This is a genomic window from Acinetobacter sp. FY683 (genome assembly GCF_059515885.1).
The window spans coordinates 66,305-81,988 of record NZ_JCAKNA010000007.1; the positions used below are offsets into that span (position 1 = coordinate 66,305).

18 protein-coding genes, 4 tRNA genes and 1 riboswitch are annotated in these 15,684 nt (G+C 37.0%); of the genes, 5 read left to right on the plus strand and 17 right to left on the minus strand.

The genetic code is table 11. From position 1 onward, the window contains the following. Positions 1–179 precede the first annotated feature (179 nt). Together AC5YDH_RS05580 and AC5YDH_RS05585 are read left to right on the plus strand one after the other, a co-directional pair. Positions 180–383 carry a PA3496 family putative envelope integrity protein gene (locus tag AC5YDH_RS05580; RefSeq protein ID WP_496117472.1) on the plus strand — a complete coding sequence of 68 codons (204 nt, stop codon included), beginning with the start codon at positions 180–182 and terminating at the stop codon, positions 381–383. A gap of 66 nt (positions 384–449) precedes the next feature. Further along, positions 450–974, plus strand: a complete 525-nt coding sequence (locus AC5YDH_RS05585) for a YecA/YgfB family protein (protein WP_496117474.1) — start codon at positions 450–452, stop codon at positions 972–974. A gap of 98 nt (positions 975–1,072) precedes the next feature. On the opposite strand, the gene AC5YDH_RS05590 is transcribed toward AC5YDH_RS05585, so the two are convergent. The 4 genes from AC5YDH_RS05590 to trhO form a co-directional block, all read right to left on the minus strand. Next, positions 1,073–1,486, minus strand: coding sequence for an ABZJ_00895 family protein (locus tag AC5YDH_RS05590; RefSeq protein ID WP_496117476.1), 414 nt, complete (start codon positions 1,484–1,486; stop codon positions 1,073–1,075). A 35-nt stretch (positions 1,487–1,521) separates the two neighbouring features. Next, positions 1,522–2,139 carry a DedA family protein gene (locus AC5YDH_RS05595; protein WP_496117613.1) on the minus strand — a complete coding sequence of 206 codons (618 nt, stop codon included), beginning with the start codon at positions 2,137–2,139 and terminating at the stop codon, positions 1,522–1,524. Between the two features lie 42 nt (positions 2,140–2,181). Continuing rightward, positions 2,182–2,454 (minus strand): FUSC family protein, encoded by a 273-nt coding sequence (locus AC5YDH_RS05600; protein ID WP_496117478.1) that lies wholly within the window; start codon positions 2,452–2,454, stop codon positions 2,182–2,184. Positions 2,455–2,729: 275 nt separating this feature from the next. Then, positions 2,730–3,662: an oxygen-dependent tRNA uridine(34) hydroxylase TrhO gene (gene trhO / locus AC5YDH_RS05605; RefSeq protein WP_496117480.1), complete on the minus strand. Its 933-nt coding sequence runs from the start codon at positions 3,660–3,662 to the stop codon at positions 2,730–2,732. Between the two features lie 169 nt (positions 3,663–3,831). On the opposite strand from trhO, the gene AC5YDH_RS05610 reads away from it, so the two are divergent. Next, positions 3,832–4,320: a DUF1289 domain-containing protein gene (locus tag AC5YDH_RS05610; RefSeq protein ID WP_496117482.1), complete on the plus strand. Its 489-nt coding sequence runs from the start codon at positions 3,832–3,834 to the stop codon at positions 4,318–4,320. A gap of 47 nt (positions 4,321–4,367) precedes the next feature. Then, complete coding sequence (locus AC5YDH_RS05615) at positions 4,368–4,979, plus strand: LysE family translocator (protein WP_496117484.1); 612 nt, start codon at positions 4,368–4,370, stop codon at positions 4,977–4,979. A gap of 51 nt (positions 4,980–5,030) precedes the next feature. Here AC5YDH_RS05615 and ribB read toward each other — a convergent pair whose 3' ends face one another. From ribB to AC5YDH_RS05675, 12 genes are all read right to left on the minus strand, one after another. Further along, positions 5,031–5,690, minus strand: coding sequence for a 3,4-dihydroxy-2-butanone-4-phosphate synthase (gene ribB, locus AC5YDH_RS05620; protein WP_496117486.1), 660 nt, complete (start codon positions 5,688–5,690; stop codon positions 5,031–5,033). A 114-nt stretch (positions 5,691–5,804) separates the two neighbouring features. Continuing rightward, positions 5,805–5,962, minus strand: a riboswitch (FMN riboswitch). A gap of 147 nt (positions 5,963–6,109) precedes the next feature. Further along, positions 6,110–6,490: an aspartate 1-decarboxylase gene (panD, locus tag AC5YDH_RS05625; RefSeq protein ID WP_153372096.1), complete on the minus strand. Its 381-nt coding sequence runs from the start codon at positions 6,488–6,490 to the stop codon at positions 6,110–6,112. Between the two features lie 146 nt (positions 6,491–6,636). After that, the gene (gene pth / locus AC5YDH_RS05630) at positions 6,637–7,218 is read right to left on the minus strand and encodes an aminoacyl-tRNA hydrolase (RefSeq protein ID WP_496117489.1); all 582 of its coding nucleotides are present in this window, start codon (positions 7,216–7,218) and stop codon (positions 6,637–6,639) included. 19 nt (positions 7,219–7,237) lie between these two features. Continuing rightward, the gene (rplY, locus tag AC5YDH_RS05635; protein ID WP_496117491.1) at positions 7,238–7,534 is read right to left on the minus strand and encodes a 50S ribosomal protein L25; all 297 of its coding nucleotides are present in this window, start codon (positions 7,532–7,534) and stop codon (positions 7,238–7,240) included. Positions 7,535–7,633: 99 nt separating this feature from the next. Beyond that, positions 7,634–8,587, minus strand: coding sequence for a ribose-phosphate pyrophosphokinase (locus AC5YDH_RS05640; protein WP_496117493.1), 954 nt, complete (start codon positions 8,585–8,587; stop codon positions 7,634–7,636). 36 nt (positions 8,588–8,623) lie between these two features. Next, a tRNA-Gln gene (locus AC5YDH_RS05645) sits at positions 8,624–8,698 on the minus strand. Positions 8,699–8,789: 91 nt separating this feature from the next. Next, a tRNA-Gln gene (locus AC5YDH_RS05650) sits at positions 8,790–8,864 on the minus strand. A 19-nt stretch (positions 8,865–8,883) separates the two neighbouring features. Continuing rightward, positions 8,884–8,958: transfer RNA gene (locus AC5YDH_RS05655), tRNA-Gln, on the minus strand. A 28-nt stretch (positions 8,959–8,986) separates the two neighbouring features. After that, positions 8,987–9,061: transfer RNA gene (locus AC5YDH_RS05660), tRNA-Gln, on the minus strand. After that, positions 9,060–9,890, minus strand: a complete 831-nt coding sequence (gene ispE / locus AC5YDH_RS05665; RefSeq protein ID WP_496117615.1) for a 4-(cytidine 5'-diphospho)-2-C-methyl-D-erythritol kinase — start codon at positions 9,888–9,890, stop codon at positions 9,060–9,062. The genes AC5YDH_RS05660 and ispE overlap by 2 nt, the downstream gene beginning before the upstream one ends. 12 nt (positions 9,891–9,902) lie before the next feature. Next, complete coding sequence (lolB, locus tag AC5YDH_RS05670; protein ID WP_496117495.1) at positions 9,903–10,481, minus strand: lipoprotein insertase outer membrane protein LolB; 579 nt, start codon at positions 10,479–10,481, stop codon at positions 9,903–9,905. 7 nt (positions 10,482–10,488) lie between these two features. Further along, the gene (locus AC5YDH_RS05675) at positions 10,489–12,201 is read right to left on the minus strand and encodes a tetratricopeptide repeat protein (RefSeq protein WP_496117617.1); all 1,713 of its coding nucleotides are present in this window, start codon (positions 12,199–12,201) and stop codon (positions 10,489–10,491) included. Between the two features lie 76 nt (positions 12,202–12,277). Here AC5YDH_RS05675 and hemA point away from each other — a divergent pair, with 76 nt between their 5' ends. After that, the gene (gene hemA / locus AC5YDH_RS05680; RefSeq protein ID WP_496117497.1) at positions 12,278–13,561 is read left to right on the plus strand and encodes a glutamyl-tRNA reductase; all 1,284 of its coding nucleotides are present in this window, start codon (positions 12,278–12,280) and stop codon (positions 13,559–13,561) included. Between the two features lie 39 nt (positions 13,562–13,600). On the opposite strand, the gene AC5YDH_RS05685 is transcribed toward hemA, so the two are convergent. Next, positions 13,601–15,490 carry a DNA primase gene (locus AC5YDH_RS05685; RefSeq protein WP_496117499.1) on the minus strand — a complete coding sequence of 630 codons (1,890 nt, stop codon included), beginning with the start codon at positions 15,488–15,490 and terminating at the stop codon, positions 13,601–13,603. Positions 15,491–15,684: the final 194 nt, after the last annotated feature.

The following is a 15,684-nucleotide window of genomic DNA, read 5'->3' on the forward strand; positions in this document are numbered from 1 at the left end:
AATTTTACCATATCAATAATAGCAAACTAACTCGCTAATAAATACACGAATTTACGAAATTATTACAAGTATAAACTCGTGAATAAGAGAGGAAAATATAAATAAAACTTGACAAGATTTCGAAAGGACGATAAATAGCGCCTAGACCCATTCACTTTTTTCATTCAGAGGTAGTTTTAGTGTCTTCTACAGATTTTGAACTAGATGATAGCTACAGTAATGATGATGATGTTAATTTTGATGAATCATCAAGTAAAATTAGTGCAAAAGAGTCATTAGAGAAACGTCGTTTAATTGATGAACTACTTGCACAACGTCGCTTAGAGCGAGAATTAAAAGATTTTGATTACGACTTCGACGACGATGACGATTTAGATGACTAAAATCTACAGTAAAGCAAAAGTTAAATGCTATGCTATACATCTTGAATATCTAAGTTTGGATTTGAAATGAGTGCTTTAGATTTAGACCTGTTGAGTGAATATCTAGATGGTGACCAAAACGAACATGGTCTAGATTTCGCAGCAACTCATGGTTTTTTGTGTGCTGTTGCCGTTGGTCCTCAATTTAGCAAATGGCTAGATGAGCTTTTTGATAACAATCAAAAGAAAGTACCTGCAGAAATTATTGCGCAAGTAAAAGCTTGGTTGGAATCACTTCGTCAAAATTTGGCAAATGAAGAAGGGATTGAATTTCCTTTTGAAATTGAAGAAGCAGACGTTGAATCGAGCCTTGGTGATTGGAGCGTAGGTTTTGTTGATGCAATGTTCTTGAATGAAGATGCATGGTTTACTCCTGAATTTGAAGAGCAGTTAATCGATTTAACATTGCCGATGATGGTTTTTAGTGGTGTAGATGAAGAAGATCCACAAATGGAATCTTTCCGTCGCAATGGTCAGTTAATGGATGAAATTGCAGAAGAAATTCCTGACAATTTAAATGAATTGTATTTGATGTATCACACACCAGCTTAATGTTGCATTTTTCATTGTAATAATAGTGATACATTTATTTTTGAGTGTATTGTTAGATTTAAAAAAGCACCTGTAAAGGTGCTTTTTTATGATATGTATTATTTTAAATTTCGATAAGTGTATTGTGCATACCAACCATATGCAATATGAAAAATTGCACCATGTAGAGCAACTAGACACAACATAACAACAGCTGCTAGCGCTAAACCTGAATGATCTGCCGATTTTAAAATTTCTTCTGCATTTGGGTTCATTAAGATTAAAAAGAAAACAAAGAAACTACCAATAATTAAGCCAACTGCACTTGAACCCCAAACGAGTTGAACTTTTTCTTCAGGTAAAGGAAGGCGTATTTCTTTTTTTACAAAATGCCTTGCACTAATGAATGCGGATGCAACTAATGCAGGAAGGAGAGTAATTCCACCAAGATTAAGCATAAAAATAAGGATAGTGGTGACAAGTACTAGAGCAATGCTATAAACAGCAGCAAAGTACTTTAAATAATGTGCCATAAGTTCCCCAAACAGTGTTTTAAAAGTTCTAAATTTTATACAACATGCGATTTACGCTTATTACGACGATACCATATCCACAGAAAAATAATGAGGACGATGCCAATAATAAGATATCCAACTTGGCTAAATATTTGATGCATGAGTGCTTTATTTGCGCCAAAATAGAAGCCGACATAAGCGAGAAATGTTGTCCAAATAATAGTTCCTAGACTGCTATAAAACATAAACTTCCAGAAGGGCATTCTACTCATTCCTGCTGGTATACTAATGAGTGATCGAACAGCGGGAATCATTCGACCAAAAAATACAATTCTATGTCCGTATTTTTCAAACCAAATCAGTGATTTTTTTACATCTTGAGATTTAATAAATAAAAACTTTCCGTAGCGATCTACAAAATTGAATATTGTTTCATGCTTGAATTTATAGCCAATCCAATAAAGCAGTGCAGCTGCAAGTAAAGAACCTATACAGCCGGAAATAATTACACCTAAGAGCATAAGCTGATGTTGTGAGGCTGCATAACCGGCTGAAGGCATAATGATTTCAGAGGGAATCGGGGGGAAGATATTATCGAGGAACATAAGAATGGCTATTCCTAAATAGCCAAGTTGTTCCATAATAGAAAGTACCCATTCATTTAAAGTCATCATGTTTTATAAATATTGAGAATTGATTTAATTCCTAATATTTTAATCAATTTTGAGAATTGTGTTGATATAAACTTTTCGTAAAATGTAAGCAAAACAAATGGGGAAAATACTCAAAAATACAAAAAATAGAGTGGTTGTATTAAGCTGATAGGAGATAAATAAAGATAATATTCCACCAATTAACGCACCTAGAAAAACAATAAATAGATGTGATTTTTGTTCAAGAATATTTTTTAATTCAACGTCTAAATTTGAAAGTTCATAATTTGAGTGTGCGATAGGATGAGATGAATTTTTAATTGAATTTGACATTTCGAGCACCTATTCTTATTAGATATTTAAGCGATTGAATGTGGTTCAAAATTAAATTAGCAAACTAGAACAGGCGAAATGGTATATTTTTGTGTGATTTTAATCACACCTTTGTTGTTAAGAAGCACAATTTGTTATTTTTAGTTAAGTTATTGATTTTATTGATTGAGTGTTGGAAAGTTGATGTGGTTTATGTTTGGTGTAGTCTTTTTTATGCGATTTTAAAATTGTGTTAATGAAAAAAGGGTCAAAATTTTGACCCTTTTTATATTTAATTAAAGACGCTTACGTTTTGCTGCCAAAATTTGCGATTGGCGCATACGGAAACCATCTTTTTGTTTTTCAGTAGTTTTATCAATACAATAAACACAAGAAACACCATGTTCATAGCTAGGAAGTTCAACTTCTTTAGGAAGTAAAGGCCATCCGCAAGCGTGGCACTTAATATTTGCACCTTCTTCCATACCGTGAGTTACGGCAGTACGACCATCAAATACGAAGCATTCACCTTCCCACATGCTTTCCTCAGCAGGTGTTTCTTCTAGGTATTTGAGAACGCCACCTTTAAGGTGATAAACCTCATTAAAGCCTTCTTGTAAAAGTAGTGAAGTTGATTTTTCACAACGAATACCACCAGTACAGAACATCGCAATTTTTTTATCTTTATGCTGTTCTAGGTTTTGCTTAACATATTCAGGAAACTCACGGAAAGTTTCAGTTTTTGGGTCAATTGCACCCTTAAATGTACCTGCTTTATATTCGTAGTCATTACGTGTATCAATAAGAATTACATCATCGCGGGCAATGAGTTCATTCCATTCTTTAGGATCTAAGTAATGGCCTACTAAATCACGTGGTTTAACTTCAACGCCTAAAGTTACAATTTCTTTTTTTAGTTTGATTTTCATTTTGCGGAATGGTTTTTCAGAGCTGATAGACTCTTTATATTCCATTGTCACAAATCCTTCATTTAGAAGGAATTGATGAATTGTATCAACTGCTTGACGGTCACCAGCAACAGTACCGTTAATGCCTTCACCTGCAACAATTAGAGTACCGCAAAGATTGATTGTTTTTACCAAATCTAATAAACGTTGTTGAAGATCGGCAGGATCTTGAACTTCTTTAAATTGGTAAAGTGCTGCAACAACCCAATCAGTGGTCGCTTGCTGTTCTACAGGTGCAAGCTGTTCTACAGTAGCGTTCATGGAATACTCCAAAATATGTAGGATAAAAAATAAGGCGCATATTCTAACCTGAAAAGTTGGAATTGGCGAGAAAACCCATTCGTATTTATGGTTTTTAAATCTGCATTCAACAGGTATGATGCATAATTAAAATCATTCAAACATTAGTGTATTTGTATTGGAGTAAATTTTGAGTACTGATCGTCGAATCGCATCATTAACACCTTGTGCGGGGCGTTGCTCTACGGTATTTGGGGATTCGGTATGTCGTGGTTGTCGTCGCTTTAACCATGAAGTAATTAAATGGAATACGTACTCATTAGAGCAACAAAGTTCAGTTTGGCATCGCTTAGATGCTCAACTTGATCAGATTTTAGTACCCATGTTGCCTTTGGCAAATGTAGAGCAAGCTGAAAAATTTGTATTGTCTAAGCGCGTGCGTTTACGTGAAGATGCATCTAAAGGTCGTAAGCTTTATCATGCTTTAAAGATTTGTGAAAAAAATAAAAATTTTGCCGATGAAAGTGGTTTGGGTATTCAAGAGAAGCAAGTTAAATCTGTCTGGCAGGAGTTTGAACGACGTGTTTTAGCTTTGGCTACAGCAAGTTTTGAGATGGCATTTTTACGAGCAGATGTTATAAGTTTAAGTTTATTAAAAGATATGGAAGAGAGCGATTAAGCTCTCTTTTTTATTTTCATGATTAAAAGCTAAAAGAGGAGGGAAGTGTGAATTGGACTGAATATTTTCTATATTGTTTTGCTGTTGTTGTGATGATTGCAACACCTGGCCCAGTTATGTTGCTCGTCGCAAGTGCAGGGTTAAAAGGTGGATATAGAAAAGCCTTACAAACGATTTTTGGAACAAATTTAGCATCTTTAATTTTAATTGCATTATCCGTACTTATTTTAAAAGGTTTATTAGATGTCAGTGAGTTTTGGTTTAATACAGTCAAAATTTTAGGATGTTTGTATATTGCCTACTTAGGTATTAGTATTATTCGAGAAGCTTTTGCTGAAAAAGGCTTAAATGCTGAGGTGAAACTAGAATCATCGGCAGGTGGTTTTAAGCAAGGTTTTTTGGTGGGTATTTCAAATCCGAAAGATATTATTTTCTTTGCATCCTTTTTCCCTCAATTTGTCGGTATTACATCGAACTTAGACTTGAGTTTAATCGTACTAACGCTAAGTTGGATTGTTTTAGATTTTGCAACATTAAGTTTGGTGTATTTAGGATTCAATAAACTCTCTAAGTCTAAGATTTATCATCATATATTGATGCTATGTGGTCTTGTTTTAGTCTTTGTTGCACTCTACGGAATACTCAGTATTTTTATTTAAATTATTAAAAATAGAGTGTCAAAAAAGCTCCCTTTATTGGGAGCTTTTACTTTAAATATTATGCGTTAAGCGATATTGCACAATTTCTTCAATGGTGATCACTGTTAAGTGGTGTGTTTGAGCATAAGCTAAAACTTGAATACCTGATGCCATTGTTCCATCTGGGTTAGTAAGTTCACATAACACACCAGACGGTTTTAAGCCTGCTAAACGTGCTAAATCGATAGTACCTTCTGTATGTCCACGGCGCTCAAGTACACCACCTTTACGTGCACGTAAGGGGAATACATGTCCTGGCCGGTTTAAGTCAGAAGCGATAGCACCATCTTTAATTGCAGCTTTTACTGTTGTTGTGCGGTCTTTAGCCGACACACCTGTAGTCACGCCTTCAGCTGCTTCTATAGTGATTGTAAAAGCGGTTTTAAATTGACTTGAGTTATCTGCAACCATTGGTGGTAGTTCTAAATGATCTGCTAATTCATCTGTTAAGCATAAACATACAATTCCTGAACCATCACGAATCATACGTGCCATTGTTTCAGTGGTGAGTGTTTCGGCAGCAACAATTAAATCAGCTTCATTTTCACGATCAAAATCATCCATTACCAAAACAGGTTTGCCTTGGCGGATGTCTTCAAGTGCTTGTTGAATGCGCTCTTCTGCTGGAGTTAAAGCGGAAAAGAAAATTTCGGGTTGAATTAAACTAGACATTGAAACGCTCTCGTAAATTTTAAGTACGGTTGAACATTCCAGGACATGTGAAAATAGGCTCGTAGCGAATTCACCTCTCAATTTATAAAAGAGAGAAAGTGAATATGTGAATGCTGTCGTCTTCTTTCATCCGGACTATACCGTCGGCTTTGGAATTTCACCAAATCTGCGAATTGTGATTTCACAATAAGCTCGTGGGCTGTTTTAGTTGTATATGCGGTATACCCTAAAATTACCACCGGTGGGGAATTACACCCCGCCCTGAAGCGATAAGATCTATTATAGACCTCTTTCAGGTAATGAAGGAGTTGTTTTTATAGAACGATCAGTGCTATCAATAGAATAAAAAATGAGAAGAAAAATTTATGGCAATAAAAAAGCCCGCATTTTGCGAGCTTTTTATATTTGTGAGCTGCGTATTAAGCAACTTGAACTGGAATACAGTTCGCTGTGTGGTTCACAGTATTATTTGGGTTGGCATAAACTAAACGTGGTTTATGTGCATCTGCTTCAGCTTCGGTAAAATCACCAAATGTTGCAATAATCATTAAATCGCCAACATCTGCTTGAAGGGCAGCACCACCATTTACAGAGATAATTCCTGAGCCTTCTTCACCACGAATTGCATAGGTTGTAAAACGTTTGCCATTTGTTACGTTCCACATATGAATTTCTTCATATTCACGGATACCAGCTAAATCTAATAATATACCGTCAATTGCGCATGAACCTTCATAATGTAATTCTGCTTGAGTCACTACGCAACGGTGGATTTTGGCTTTTAATAAACGAGATAGCATAGCTAGCGTCCCCTTAGTCGACCTAAGATTTTATCGGATGGTTAATCAAATATGTATGGCTTACTGAATTAATCATCAGTTGAGGCGCATTTTGCTCTTAAAAAGGCAACAAGGCAAGCAGCATTGATTAACAATTTGTGGATTTATCAGTTCGGTTTATACGCATTAATTTGGTTCATAGCTTGTTGTACATCGCCATCTACCAAAAGTTTAATACGTGATAATGCATGTGAAATTGCATTATCCATTAAATTTTGCTCACTACTTGGTGCTTTACCAAGAACATGACCAGATACACGCTCTTTAGAACCCGGATGACCAACACCAATTCTTAAACGATGGAAGTTGGGACCTGTATGCGGAACAATGTCACGTAAACCATTATGACCACCATGACCACCGCCTGTTTTTAAGCGAATGACACCTGGGTTCATATCGAGTTCATCGTGTGCAATGAGCATTGATTCAGGAGCAATATTGTAGAATTTTGCGAAAGGAACAACACTTTTACCTGAAAGGTTCATGAATGTTGTGGGTAAAAGTAGACGAACGTCTTGACCTTCGATATTACCACGACCACTAATTCCGTGGAATTTAGGATCAGTTTTGAGGGAAATGCCATATTGATCTGCAAGGCGTTCAACGAACCAAAAACCTGCATTATGGCGGGTTTGGGCATACTCTTTACCAGGGTTGCCCAAACCTACAATCAGTGAAATATTAGACACTAATTTACACCATTAACACTTATGCGCGTTTGAAGTCAGCGTGCATTGGAGTGTTTTTAGCTGGGTGACGTTGTAAAGCTTGGATTTTAACGCTTTCAACTTTACCGTCGATGTTGATTTCAACAACTTCTTCAAAGAAAGCGTTGTTTTCAAGCGCTTTAACAAGTTCACGAAGCTCTAAAGTAACTGCTACAGGAGCTGCTTCGCCACCGTAGATGATAGCTGGAACTTTAGCTTGAAGACGAAGGCGGCGGCTCGCACCTTTCCCTTGTACTGCTTCTTCACGTGCTGCTGCGTTTAATACGAAGTTTGCCATGATAGACATCCTATTTAAGTTTAATTGGACTAAATCTGCGACCGACTTAGTACTAGAAAAGCCCTGCAAAAAGCAGGGCTTTGAAATTTTAGCGCTCTATTATAGATAAGAATCGAACATTGCGCTAATAGATTCTTCGTTATTAATACGACGAATTGTTTCAGCAACCATACTTGCTACTGAAACTTGGCGAATCTTACCAAGTGCTAAAGCTTCTTCTGAAAGAGGAATAGTGTCTGTAACAACTAATTCATCAATAACAGAATTCTTTAAGTTTTCAATCGCTTTACCAGATAAAACTGGGTGAGTTGCATAAGCGACAACTTTGCGAGCACCAAAAGTTTTTAATGCATCAGCGGCTTTACAAAGAGTACCTGCAGTATCCACCATGTCATCAACAATGACACAGTCACGATCTTTAACATCACCAATCAAATGCATCACTTGTGATTCATTTGCTTTTTGACGACGTTTATCAATGATCGCAAGATCGATATCACCCATTTGTTTAGCAACAGCACGAGCACGTACTACACCACCAACGTCAGGCGAAACAACCATAAGGTTGTGATGCGACTGTTGGCGTAAGTCAGCTAAAAGCGCTGGCGTACCGTAAATGTTGTCAACAGGAATGTCGAAGAAACCTTGGATTTGGTCGGCGTGAAGGTCGATCATAACAACACGGTCAACACCTACAGTTGTAAGCATATCTGCTACAACTTTTGCAGTAATTGGAACACGAGCTGAACGAGGACGACGATCTTGACGAGCATAACCGAAGTAAGGAATAACTGCAGTAATACGACCAGCACTTGCACGGCGTAACGCGTCAGCCATAACTAAGATTTCCATAAGGTTATCATTAGTTGGTGCACAAGTTGGTTGTACGATGAATACGTCTTTACCACGAACATTTTCAGTAATTTCGACAGCAATTTCGCCATCAGAGAACTGACCTACAGAGGCAGCGCCTAGAGGAATATGTAAGTGACTTACGACTTTTTGAGCGAATTGTGGATGCGCGGTTCCACTAAAAACGACAAGATTGGGCATGAAGCACCCTTGGCGGTTGGAATATATGGAAATAGATGGCAGGGGTAGCTGGATTCGAACCAACGGATGCCGAGATCAAAACCCGGTGCCTTACCACTTGGCGATACCCCTAATGCGGCAGAACTTTAATATTTTTACAGCGTCATGTCAAGGTTAATTAACATTTGAACAGTAAACTATTGCTCTGTCTTTTTTGAGAAAATGGCAGGGGTAGCTGGATTCGAACCAACGGATGCCGAGATCAAAACCCGGTGCCTTACCACTTGGCGATACCCCTAAATTCGATGACTGTAAGATGGCAGGGGTAGCTGGATTCGAACCAACGGATGCCGAGATCAAAACCCGGTGCCTTACCACTTGGCGATACCCCTAATACAGTACATCTACAGGTGAGTTAAATGGCAGGGGTAGCTGGATTCGAACCAACGGATGCCGAGATCAAAACCCGGTGCCTTACCACTTGGCGATACCCCTAACAAACTTCAAAATGGCGTAATGGAGATTCTTTTAAACTACAAACCAAGTAAGATTTACATGGTGAATTTTCAAGAATGTCATTAACATTCATTTCTTTAGTTACCTCAATAAACACACAAGCACCTGTACCTGTAAGTTTTGCTTTACCGAACTGATCTAAGTATTGCATTGCTTCATTTACTTCTGGATATAAACTTCTTGCCAAAGGCTCAAAATTATTTCCAAAATTAGATGGCGTTAACTGATAGGCGCAAAATTTAGTGGGCTTTGTGTCTCTTGTCAATGATTTTTGCGAAAAAAGCAGTTGAGTGCTGATAAAACAATCAGGTTTTAAGACAATGAATTTTTTTTGATCTAAGTCTATGAATGTTAAGTGTTCGCCAATGCCTTCTGCCCAAGCATTTAAACCATGTACAAAAATAGGAACATCTGCTCCTAGCTTTACACCTAAATATGCAAGTTGCTCAATAGATAAACCACATTTCCATAGTTGATTAACCACAATGAGTGTTGTTGCTGCGTTGGATGATCCTCCGCCTAAACCAGCACCCATTGGAATATTTTTTTCAATAGAAATATTTAAACCTGTTGGCTTTTTCGCATAAGGTTTTAGAATTTCTGTGGCTTTGAAAATTAAATTTTGCTGTAAATCTACGTTATTTAAACCATCAATTTGAATTTTATGAGATTCATTGGGATTAAATTCCAACCAATCATATAAATCAATGAGTTGGAAGATACTTTGCAATTCATGGTAGCCATTTTCACGGCGTCCAGTAATGTGCAAAAACAGGTTAAGTTTGGCAGGTGAGGGAACACGAATCATAGACATACAAAATTAACGGTTTTGAATAATCATTGTAATACGATTTTCTTGCCCAGACTCAAGTGCTTGCTTCAAAATTAGTTTATTTGGAAGTGTTGCTTGGTCGTTGTAAGTTAAATCGACAGTCCAATCGTCTTCAATAAATTGAATTGGACGATTATTCTCATCTTTTTGAATTTTTGCAGTTGATGAAGCTGGTCGTGCTTGAATCCAACTGACTAAATTTGTGATGGGTGCTTTCCATCCTGTTGCTTGTTCTAGAAGTTCTTCTGGGCTACTGGCTGTTACTAAACCAGTATTTGAGCTGTTTAGTGTCACATGCCCTGGTTTGCCTGAAATTTGTGTTTTTCCTATACCCAACATACCACTGAGTTCAATATCAAACTCTTGCTGTTCTTGAACCCATCGAAAGAATGCACTTCCAGATTGTTGTGGTGTTCGTACACCAATTTTTCCTTGTAAATTAAATTGATTATTGGCTTCTACCAATTGTATTGAAGCACTACCAAGGGGTTGAGTGAATTGCTGACAACCTGTTAAGAAAATTGTGCTTGTGATAAGACTTAAACTTAACTTTTTAAAAGTTCCCATGGTATGTTTAGCTCTTTTTTGTAGACTGCGGTAATAGTAAGGAATTCAGGGGTTCCAATTGAGGATCATTTTGGTGGTTTGCTTGTAATTCTTGTAACACGTGTTCAAATTGCGGCATTTTTCCTTGCATATAAAGCGCCATTGCGTAGCGCACACCAATTTTTACGCTTGCACTAAGCTCATACGCTTTTTTGAGTGCTTTTGCAGATGCAGCAAAGTCATTTTGCAAGTACGTGATATAGCCCAATGTATCTAAAATTGATGCTTGTTCTGGTGCCAGATCTGCTGCGTGTTCAGCAATTTCACGCGCTTCTTTAAGATTTCGATTTTGCAATGCAAGCGTATACGCGTATGCGTTTAAATATGCAGGATTGTTTGGTTCTAACTCTAATAAGTCTTTGAGTAACTTATCTAATTTTTCTTTATCAACATGTGCATTAAGTAAAAGAACTTCTGCATAAATAAGCTCTGGATCATCTGGAATATTTTTAATGGCTTCATCAAGTAGGCGTAAAGCCGCCTTTTTGTTGTTCATCATGATTAAAATTTCAGCTTGAGCTTGGTACAAAAAGCTTGATTGATGTGGATAGTTCACACGTTCTTGAGTTAAGAATCTGAGAGCATCATTAAGCTGATTTTGTTTTGCAAAAATAGAGATCATGCTACGACGAGAAATAGAGTACAAACTGCCATCTACTAAACGGTAATATGCCTTTGCGGTTTCATAATGTTCTTTGCGTTCGGCATTAACCGCCAAATAATAATAAGCTTCGTTCTGATATTGATTGGAAGACCGTAATTCAACTAAATATTTTTCAGCTTTTTCATATTCATGCAAATCAATACTGGTTAGACCTGCGATAAATAGAGCTTCTTCTTGTGTGGGCCATTTTTTAATGATGTGCTCAAGTTTATTTAATGCGTCTACATTTCTATTTTGTTTGACTAGAAATTTTGCTTCGGCAATATGAATATCATAGTTATTTTTGTGTTTTTTGCTTGATTTTTCATACCAGTCTAAAGTTGCTTTTTGGTCGCCAAGTGCATTTAATAGATTGGCTTTCATTAAGATATAACTTGTTGCCTTTGAACGTTTTTTTAAAGCTTGGTTGATTGTATTTAAGGCAGCTTCTAGTTGATTATTTTGTGCTTGAAGACCAGCAATAAGGACCAAAATGGATGGATTGGCTTTTTCATTGCTAGATTGCAAGGCTTGAATAAGATTTTCCCGATCGGAAACTAGTTCTGGAGAAATACTTGCTAGAATTTCTTCAAGTTCAGCATTGGGATCAATTTTTAAAATTTTATCGAGTGTTTCTGCAGCAAGCTCATATTCATGTGATTTGAGTGCAATATGAGATAAATAGAATAAAGCAGGGACATCTTTAGGTTCTTGTACAACCCAATGTGTTGCAATTTCTAGAGCTGCACTTAAATCTTCTTGTTCAATCGCAATATTTAAAGCGCGTTGCTTAACGGCAGTAGAGTTACCTTTAATTGCAAGCACTGTATAATTATGTAAAGCTGTTGGAATATCGTGGTATGCCATAGCAAATTCCGCAATCATACTTTGTTGTATTGCGTTGTATTTTGAATTTGCATGGTATATTTCTCCAGCTGCATGAAGTTGTGCAACAGAGAACATGCTACCAACGAGTAAGATTGTGGTAGAATATTGTTTGATTCTTATGCCGTTTATTCGGCTATTTATTTGACGAATTTTTCTTAACCCAAGTAATGTTTTTATGACACCAATATTGCACAATAGCATAAATTTAAGGAAATGATGACCTGATATGTCTTTCTTTGCATTGGGTGTCAACCATCAAACCGCCTCTGTAGAGTTGCGAGAGAAAGTTGCATTTAATCCTGAAAAGTTAAGTGCTTTACTTGAAAGTCAAAGCCAACATCAAGATCTTAATGAAATGGTGGTGGTTTCGACATGTAATCGTACTGAAGTTTACGCTATGTCGGATAATGTTGACATGGTGTTGAATTGGCTCGCTCAAGTAAATGGTATCGATGTAAAGCAACTTGCAAATCATGTTTATCGTTATGAAGATACTCAGGCTGTTACACACTTAATGCGTGTAGCAAGTGGGCTTGATTCTTTAATGCTTGGTGAACCTCAAATTTTAGGGCAAGTTAAAACTGCACTAGCTTTAGCAAAAGACTCCGAAACCGTCTCTCCTGAACTCAATCAAATTTTTGAATATGCTTTTTATGCGGCTAAACGCGTGCGTTCAGAAACAGCTGTGGGTAGCCATGCTGTTTCTATGGGTTATGCTGTAGCACAATTGGCATTACAAGTTTTTAGCAAACCTGAAGAATTAACTGTCATGGTGGTTGCAGCAGGTGAAATGAATAGCTTAGTTGCTAAACATTTGGCTGAAATGGGGGTAGGGAAAGTCATTATATGCAATAGAACGCGTGCTAGAGCAGAGAGTTTGGCACAGGAAATTGCACATCGTGTACAAGTGGAAATTATAGAGTTTGATCAACTTGCAGAGAATTTACATCGAGCTGATGTAATTTCAAGTTGTACTGGTAGTTTGCATCAAGTTATTCATTTTAATGATGTAAAAAGGGCATTGAAAAAGCGTCGCTATCAACAAATGTTATTGGTCGATTTAGCGGTGCCTCGCGATATCGATGCGAAAGTTGAAACACTTGATGGTGTTTATTTGTATGGTGTAGATGACCTACAAAGTGTGATTGAGGAAAATTTATCACAGCGTAGACAAGCTGCGGTTGAAGCTGAAGTTATGGTGAATCAGCTTGCGACAGAATTAATTACACAGCAAAAAATTAAAGGTGCTGGTAGTACCATTCAGCAGTATCGTGAGCATGGCGATGTTTTGCGTCAAGAAGAATTAGCACATGCGTTGTTCTTATTACAAAAAGGTGAGAGTGCTGAAAAAGTTTTAGAAGATTTTTCTGTGCGTTTAACACAAAAGCTATTACATCCAACATCAATTTTATTGCGTGAAGCGGCGAAAGCAGAAGATCCTGAAGGATTGGAAGTGCTGCAAAATAGTTTAAATGATGTGATTGAAAAGCGACGTAAGCCAAAACACTAAAATTAAGCTGATAAATTAAGTTAGAAAATTAAGGATCGTTTATTCATCAATAAGAGTAAGCGATCTTTTTTTATCAATCATATAAATTTGATGTTTTAAGTTTTTCATTTCGGCAATGCTCGTAAATTTTTTCGAGCGAATTTTTTGTTGCAAATATTGATGCTGTAATTTTGTTGAAAAATCGGCAGCAAGTTTATCTGCTTGTTCTGGAGATGTGGTGTAATCACTGACATTTGCTTGTTGTAAAATTCTTTGTAAATCAAAGTGATGATTTGCACATGAGCCTAATACATAATATTTTGCTTGTTCGGTATCATCAGGTAACTCATCAAAAATAATATTAAATATATTCAATATCTTATAAAGCAGTTGATCTTGCGGAATCAGTGCACGTAAAGGTTCAAAATGAATATATAAATATGGATGATTCATTAAAATGGCAGCAACATATTCTTCAGCATCAATTTTGGTGCTAAAGCTTAGAGCGGCATCATTATTAACTTGGGGCTGCCATTTACGATTGAAGCCTAGCTTTTCACGAAAATATTGTTGTAATAAATAACGATATGAGCCAACTTTAGGCAGTAGTTCTGTGAGTTGTTTGAGTTCTGCCATCACCTGACTTTTACCTTCAGGTGTTGTGACATTATGGTTTTGAGATAAATGACTAAAAATAAACTCAGACATGAGTGGTGAGTGTTCAAGCAAGCGCTTGAAGTTTTCAACACCTTCACGTCGAATTAATGAATCTGGGTCGTGATCGTTCGGTAATACGAAGAACTTAAGTTCACGACCATCATTTAAGAGAGGAAGTGCTATTTCTAAGGTTCTACGTGCTGCTTTTTGACCTGCGGCATCACCATCAAAAGCAATGGTAATGCGGTTATTTTGCTTAAATAAGATATTTAAGTGTTCTGTATTACTTGCTGTACCTAATGTCGCAACTGCGCCATGAATGCCGTATTGCTGTAAAGCAATAACATCCATGTAACCTTCAACCATTAAATAGTCATGGGCTTTTTCTTTACGTCCCTCATATAAACCATACAAGAGTTGGTTTTTATGAAAGACCTCAGAATCGGGCGAGTTGATATATTTGGGCTTTATTTCATCATTGAGTGCACGACCACCAAAACCGACAACACGACCTTTTGTATCGCGAATAGGGAAAATAACGCGATCACGTAAGAGGTCAAAATCGCGTCCACTATCGCTAGTACGAATAAGACCTAAAAGTTTTAATCCTTCAATATCTTGAGGAAATGCTTTTTCTAAATGTTGCCAATCTTCAGGTGCATAGCCTAAACGCCAAAACTGAAGCGTTTTTTCAGTTAAACCACGTTTTTTGAAATATTGTTGTGCAGATTGGCTGTTGGGGAGTTGGCGTTCGTAAAACTGCGCGATATTTTCCAATAAATCGAAAAGATTACCTTCTTGCGCGGGTGCTTCATCTTCAATGTGAAACTGTTCAAAGCCTGCAAAAGGGTCGCTTGGTGTTTGAAAGTCCTCGAAAGGGTCGAAGGCAACAGGAGCGCTGTTTTCTGCAGTATTGGGTGTTGTTTGTTGTTCCGCTGTTTTGGGTGGTGTTGGCTTTTTCGTTTCTCGTTTATAGAGAATTTTTTTAGATTCTTGATTATCTTTTGGAAGATCAATGCCTGTTTGGCTAGATAGATCTTTCATGACCTCAACAAAGTTACGTCCATCAATATCCATTAAGAAGCGAATAGCATTGCCATTGGCTTGGCAACCAAAGCAGTGGTAATACTGTTTGTCTGCATATACGTGGAAAGATGGTGATTTTTCTTGATGGAAAGGGCAACAGCCTGAATATGTACGACCAGACTTTTTTAATTTCACACGTTGACCAATTAAATCGACAATATCTGTGCGATCTAAAATTTGATCTATCGTGTGCTGAGGAATTGCCATAAGTCTTCTATCGTTTCTGTGTCGGTCTAAATAGGTTTTGTGTCGATACGAATATTTTCAGTATGTGATTCATCTATAATCACAATTTAGCGACTGAACTTAAATTTGTCTAGCTTTTAATCATGTCTAAAATGTTGATACATGCAAAAGCAAAAGGGCAAGTATGATAACTTGCCCTTGCTGAAAATGCGATG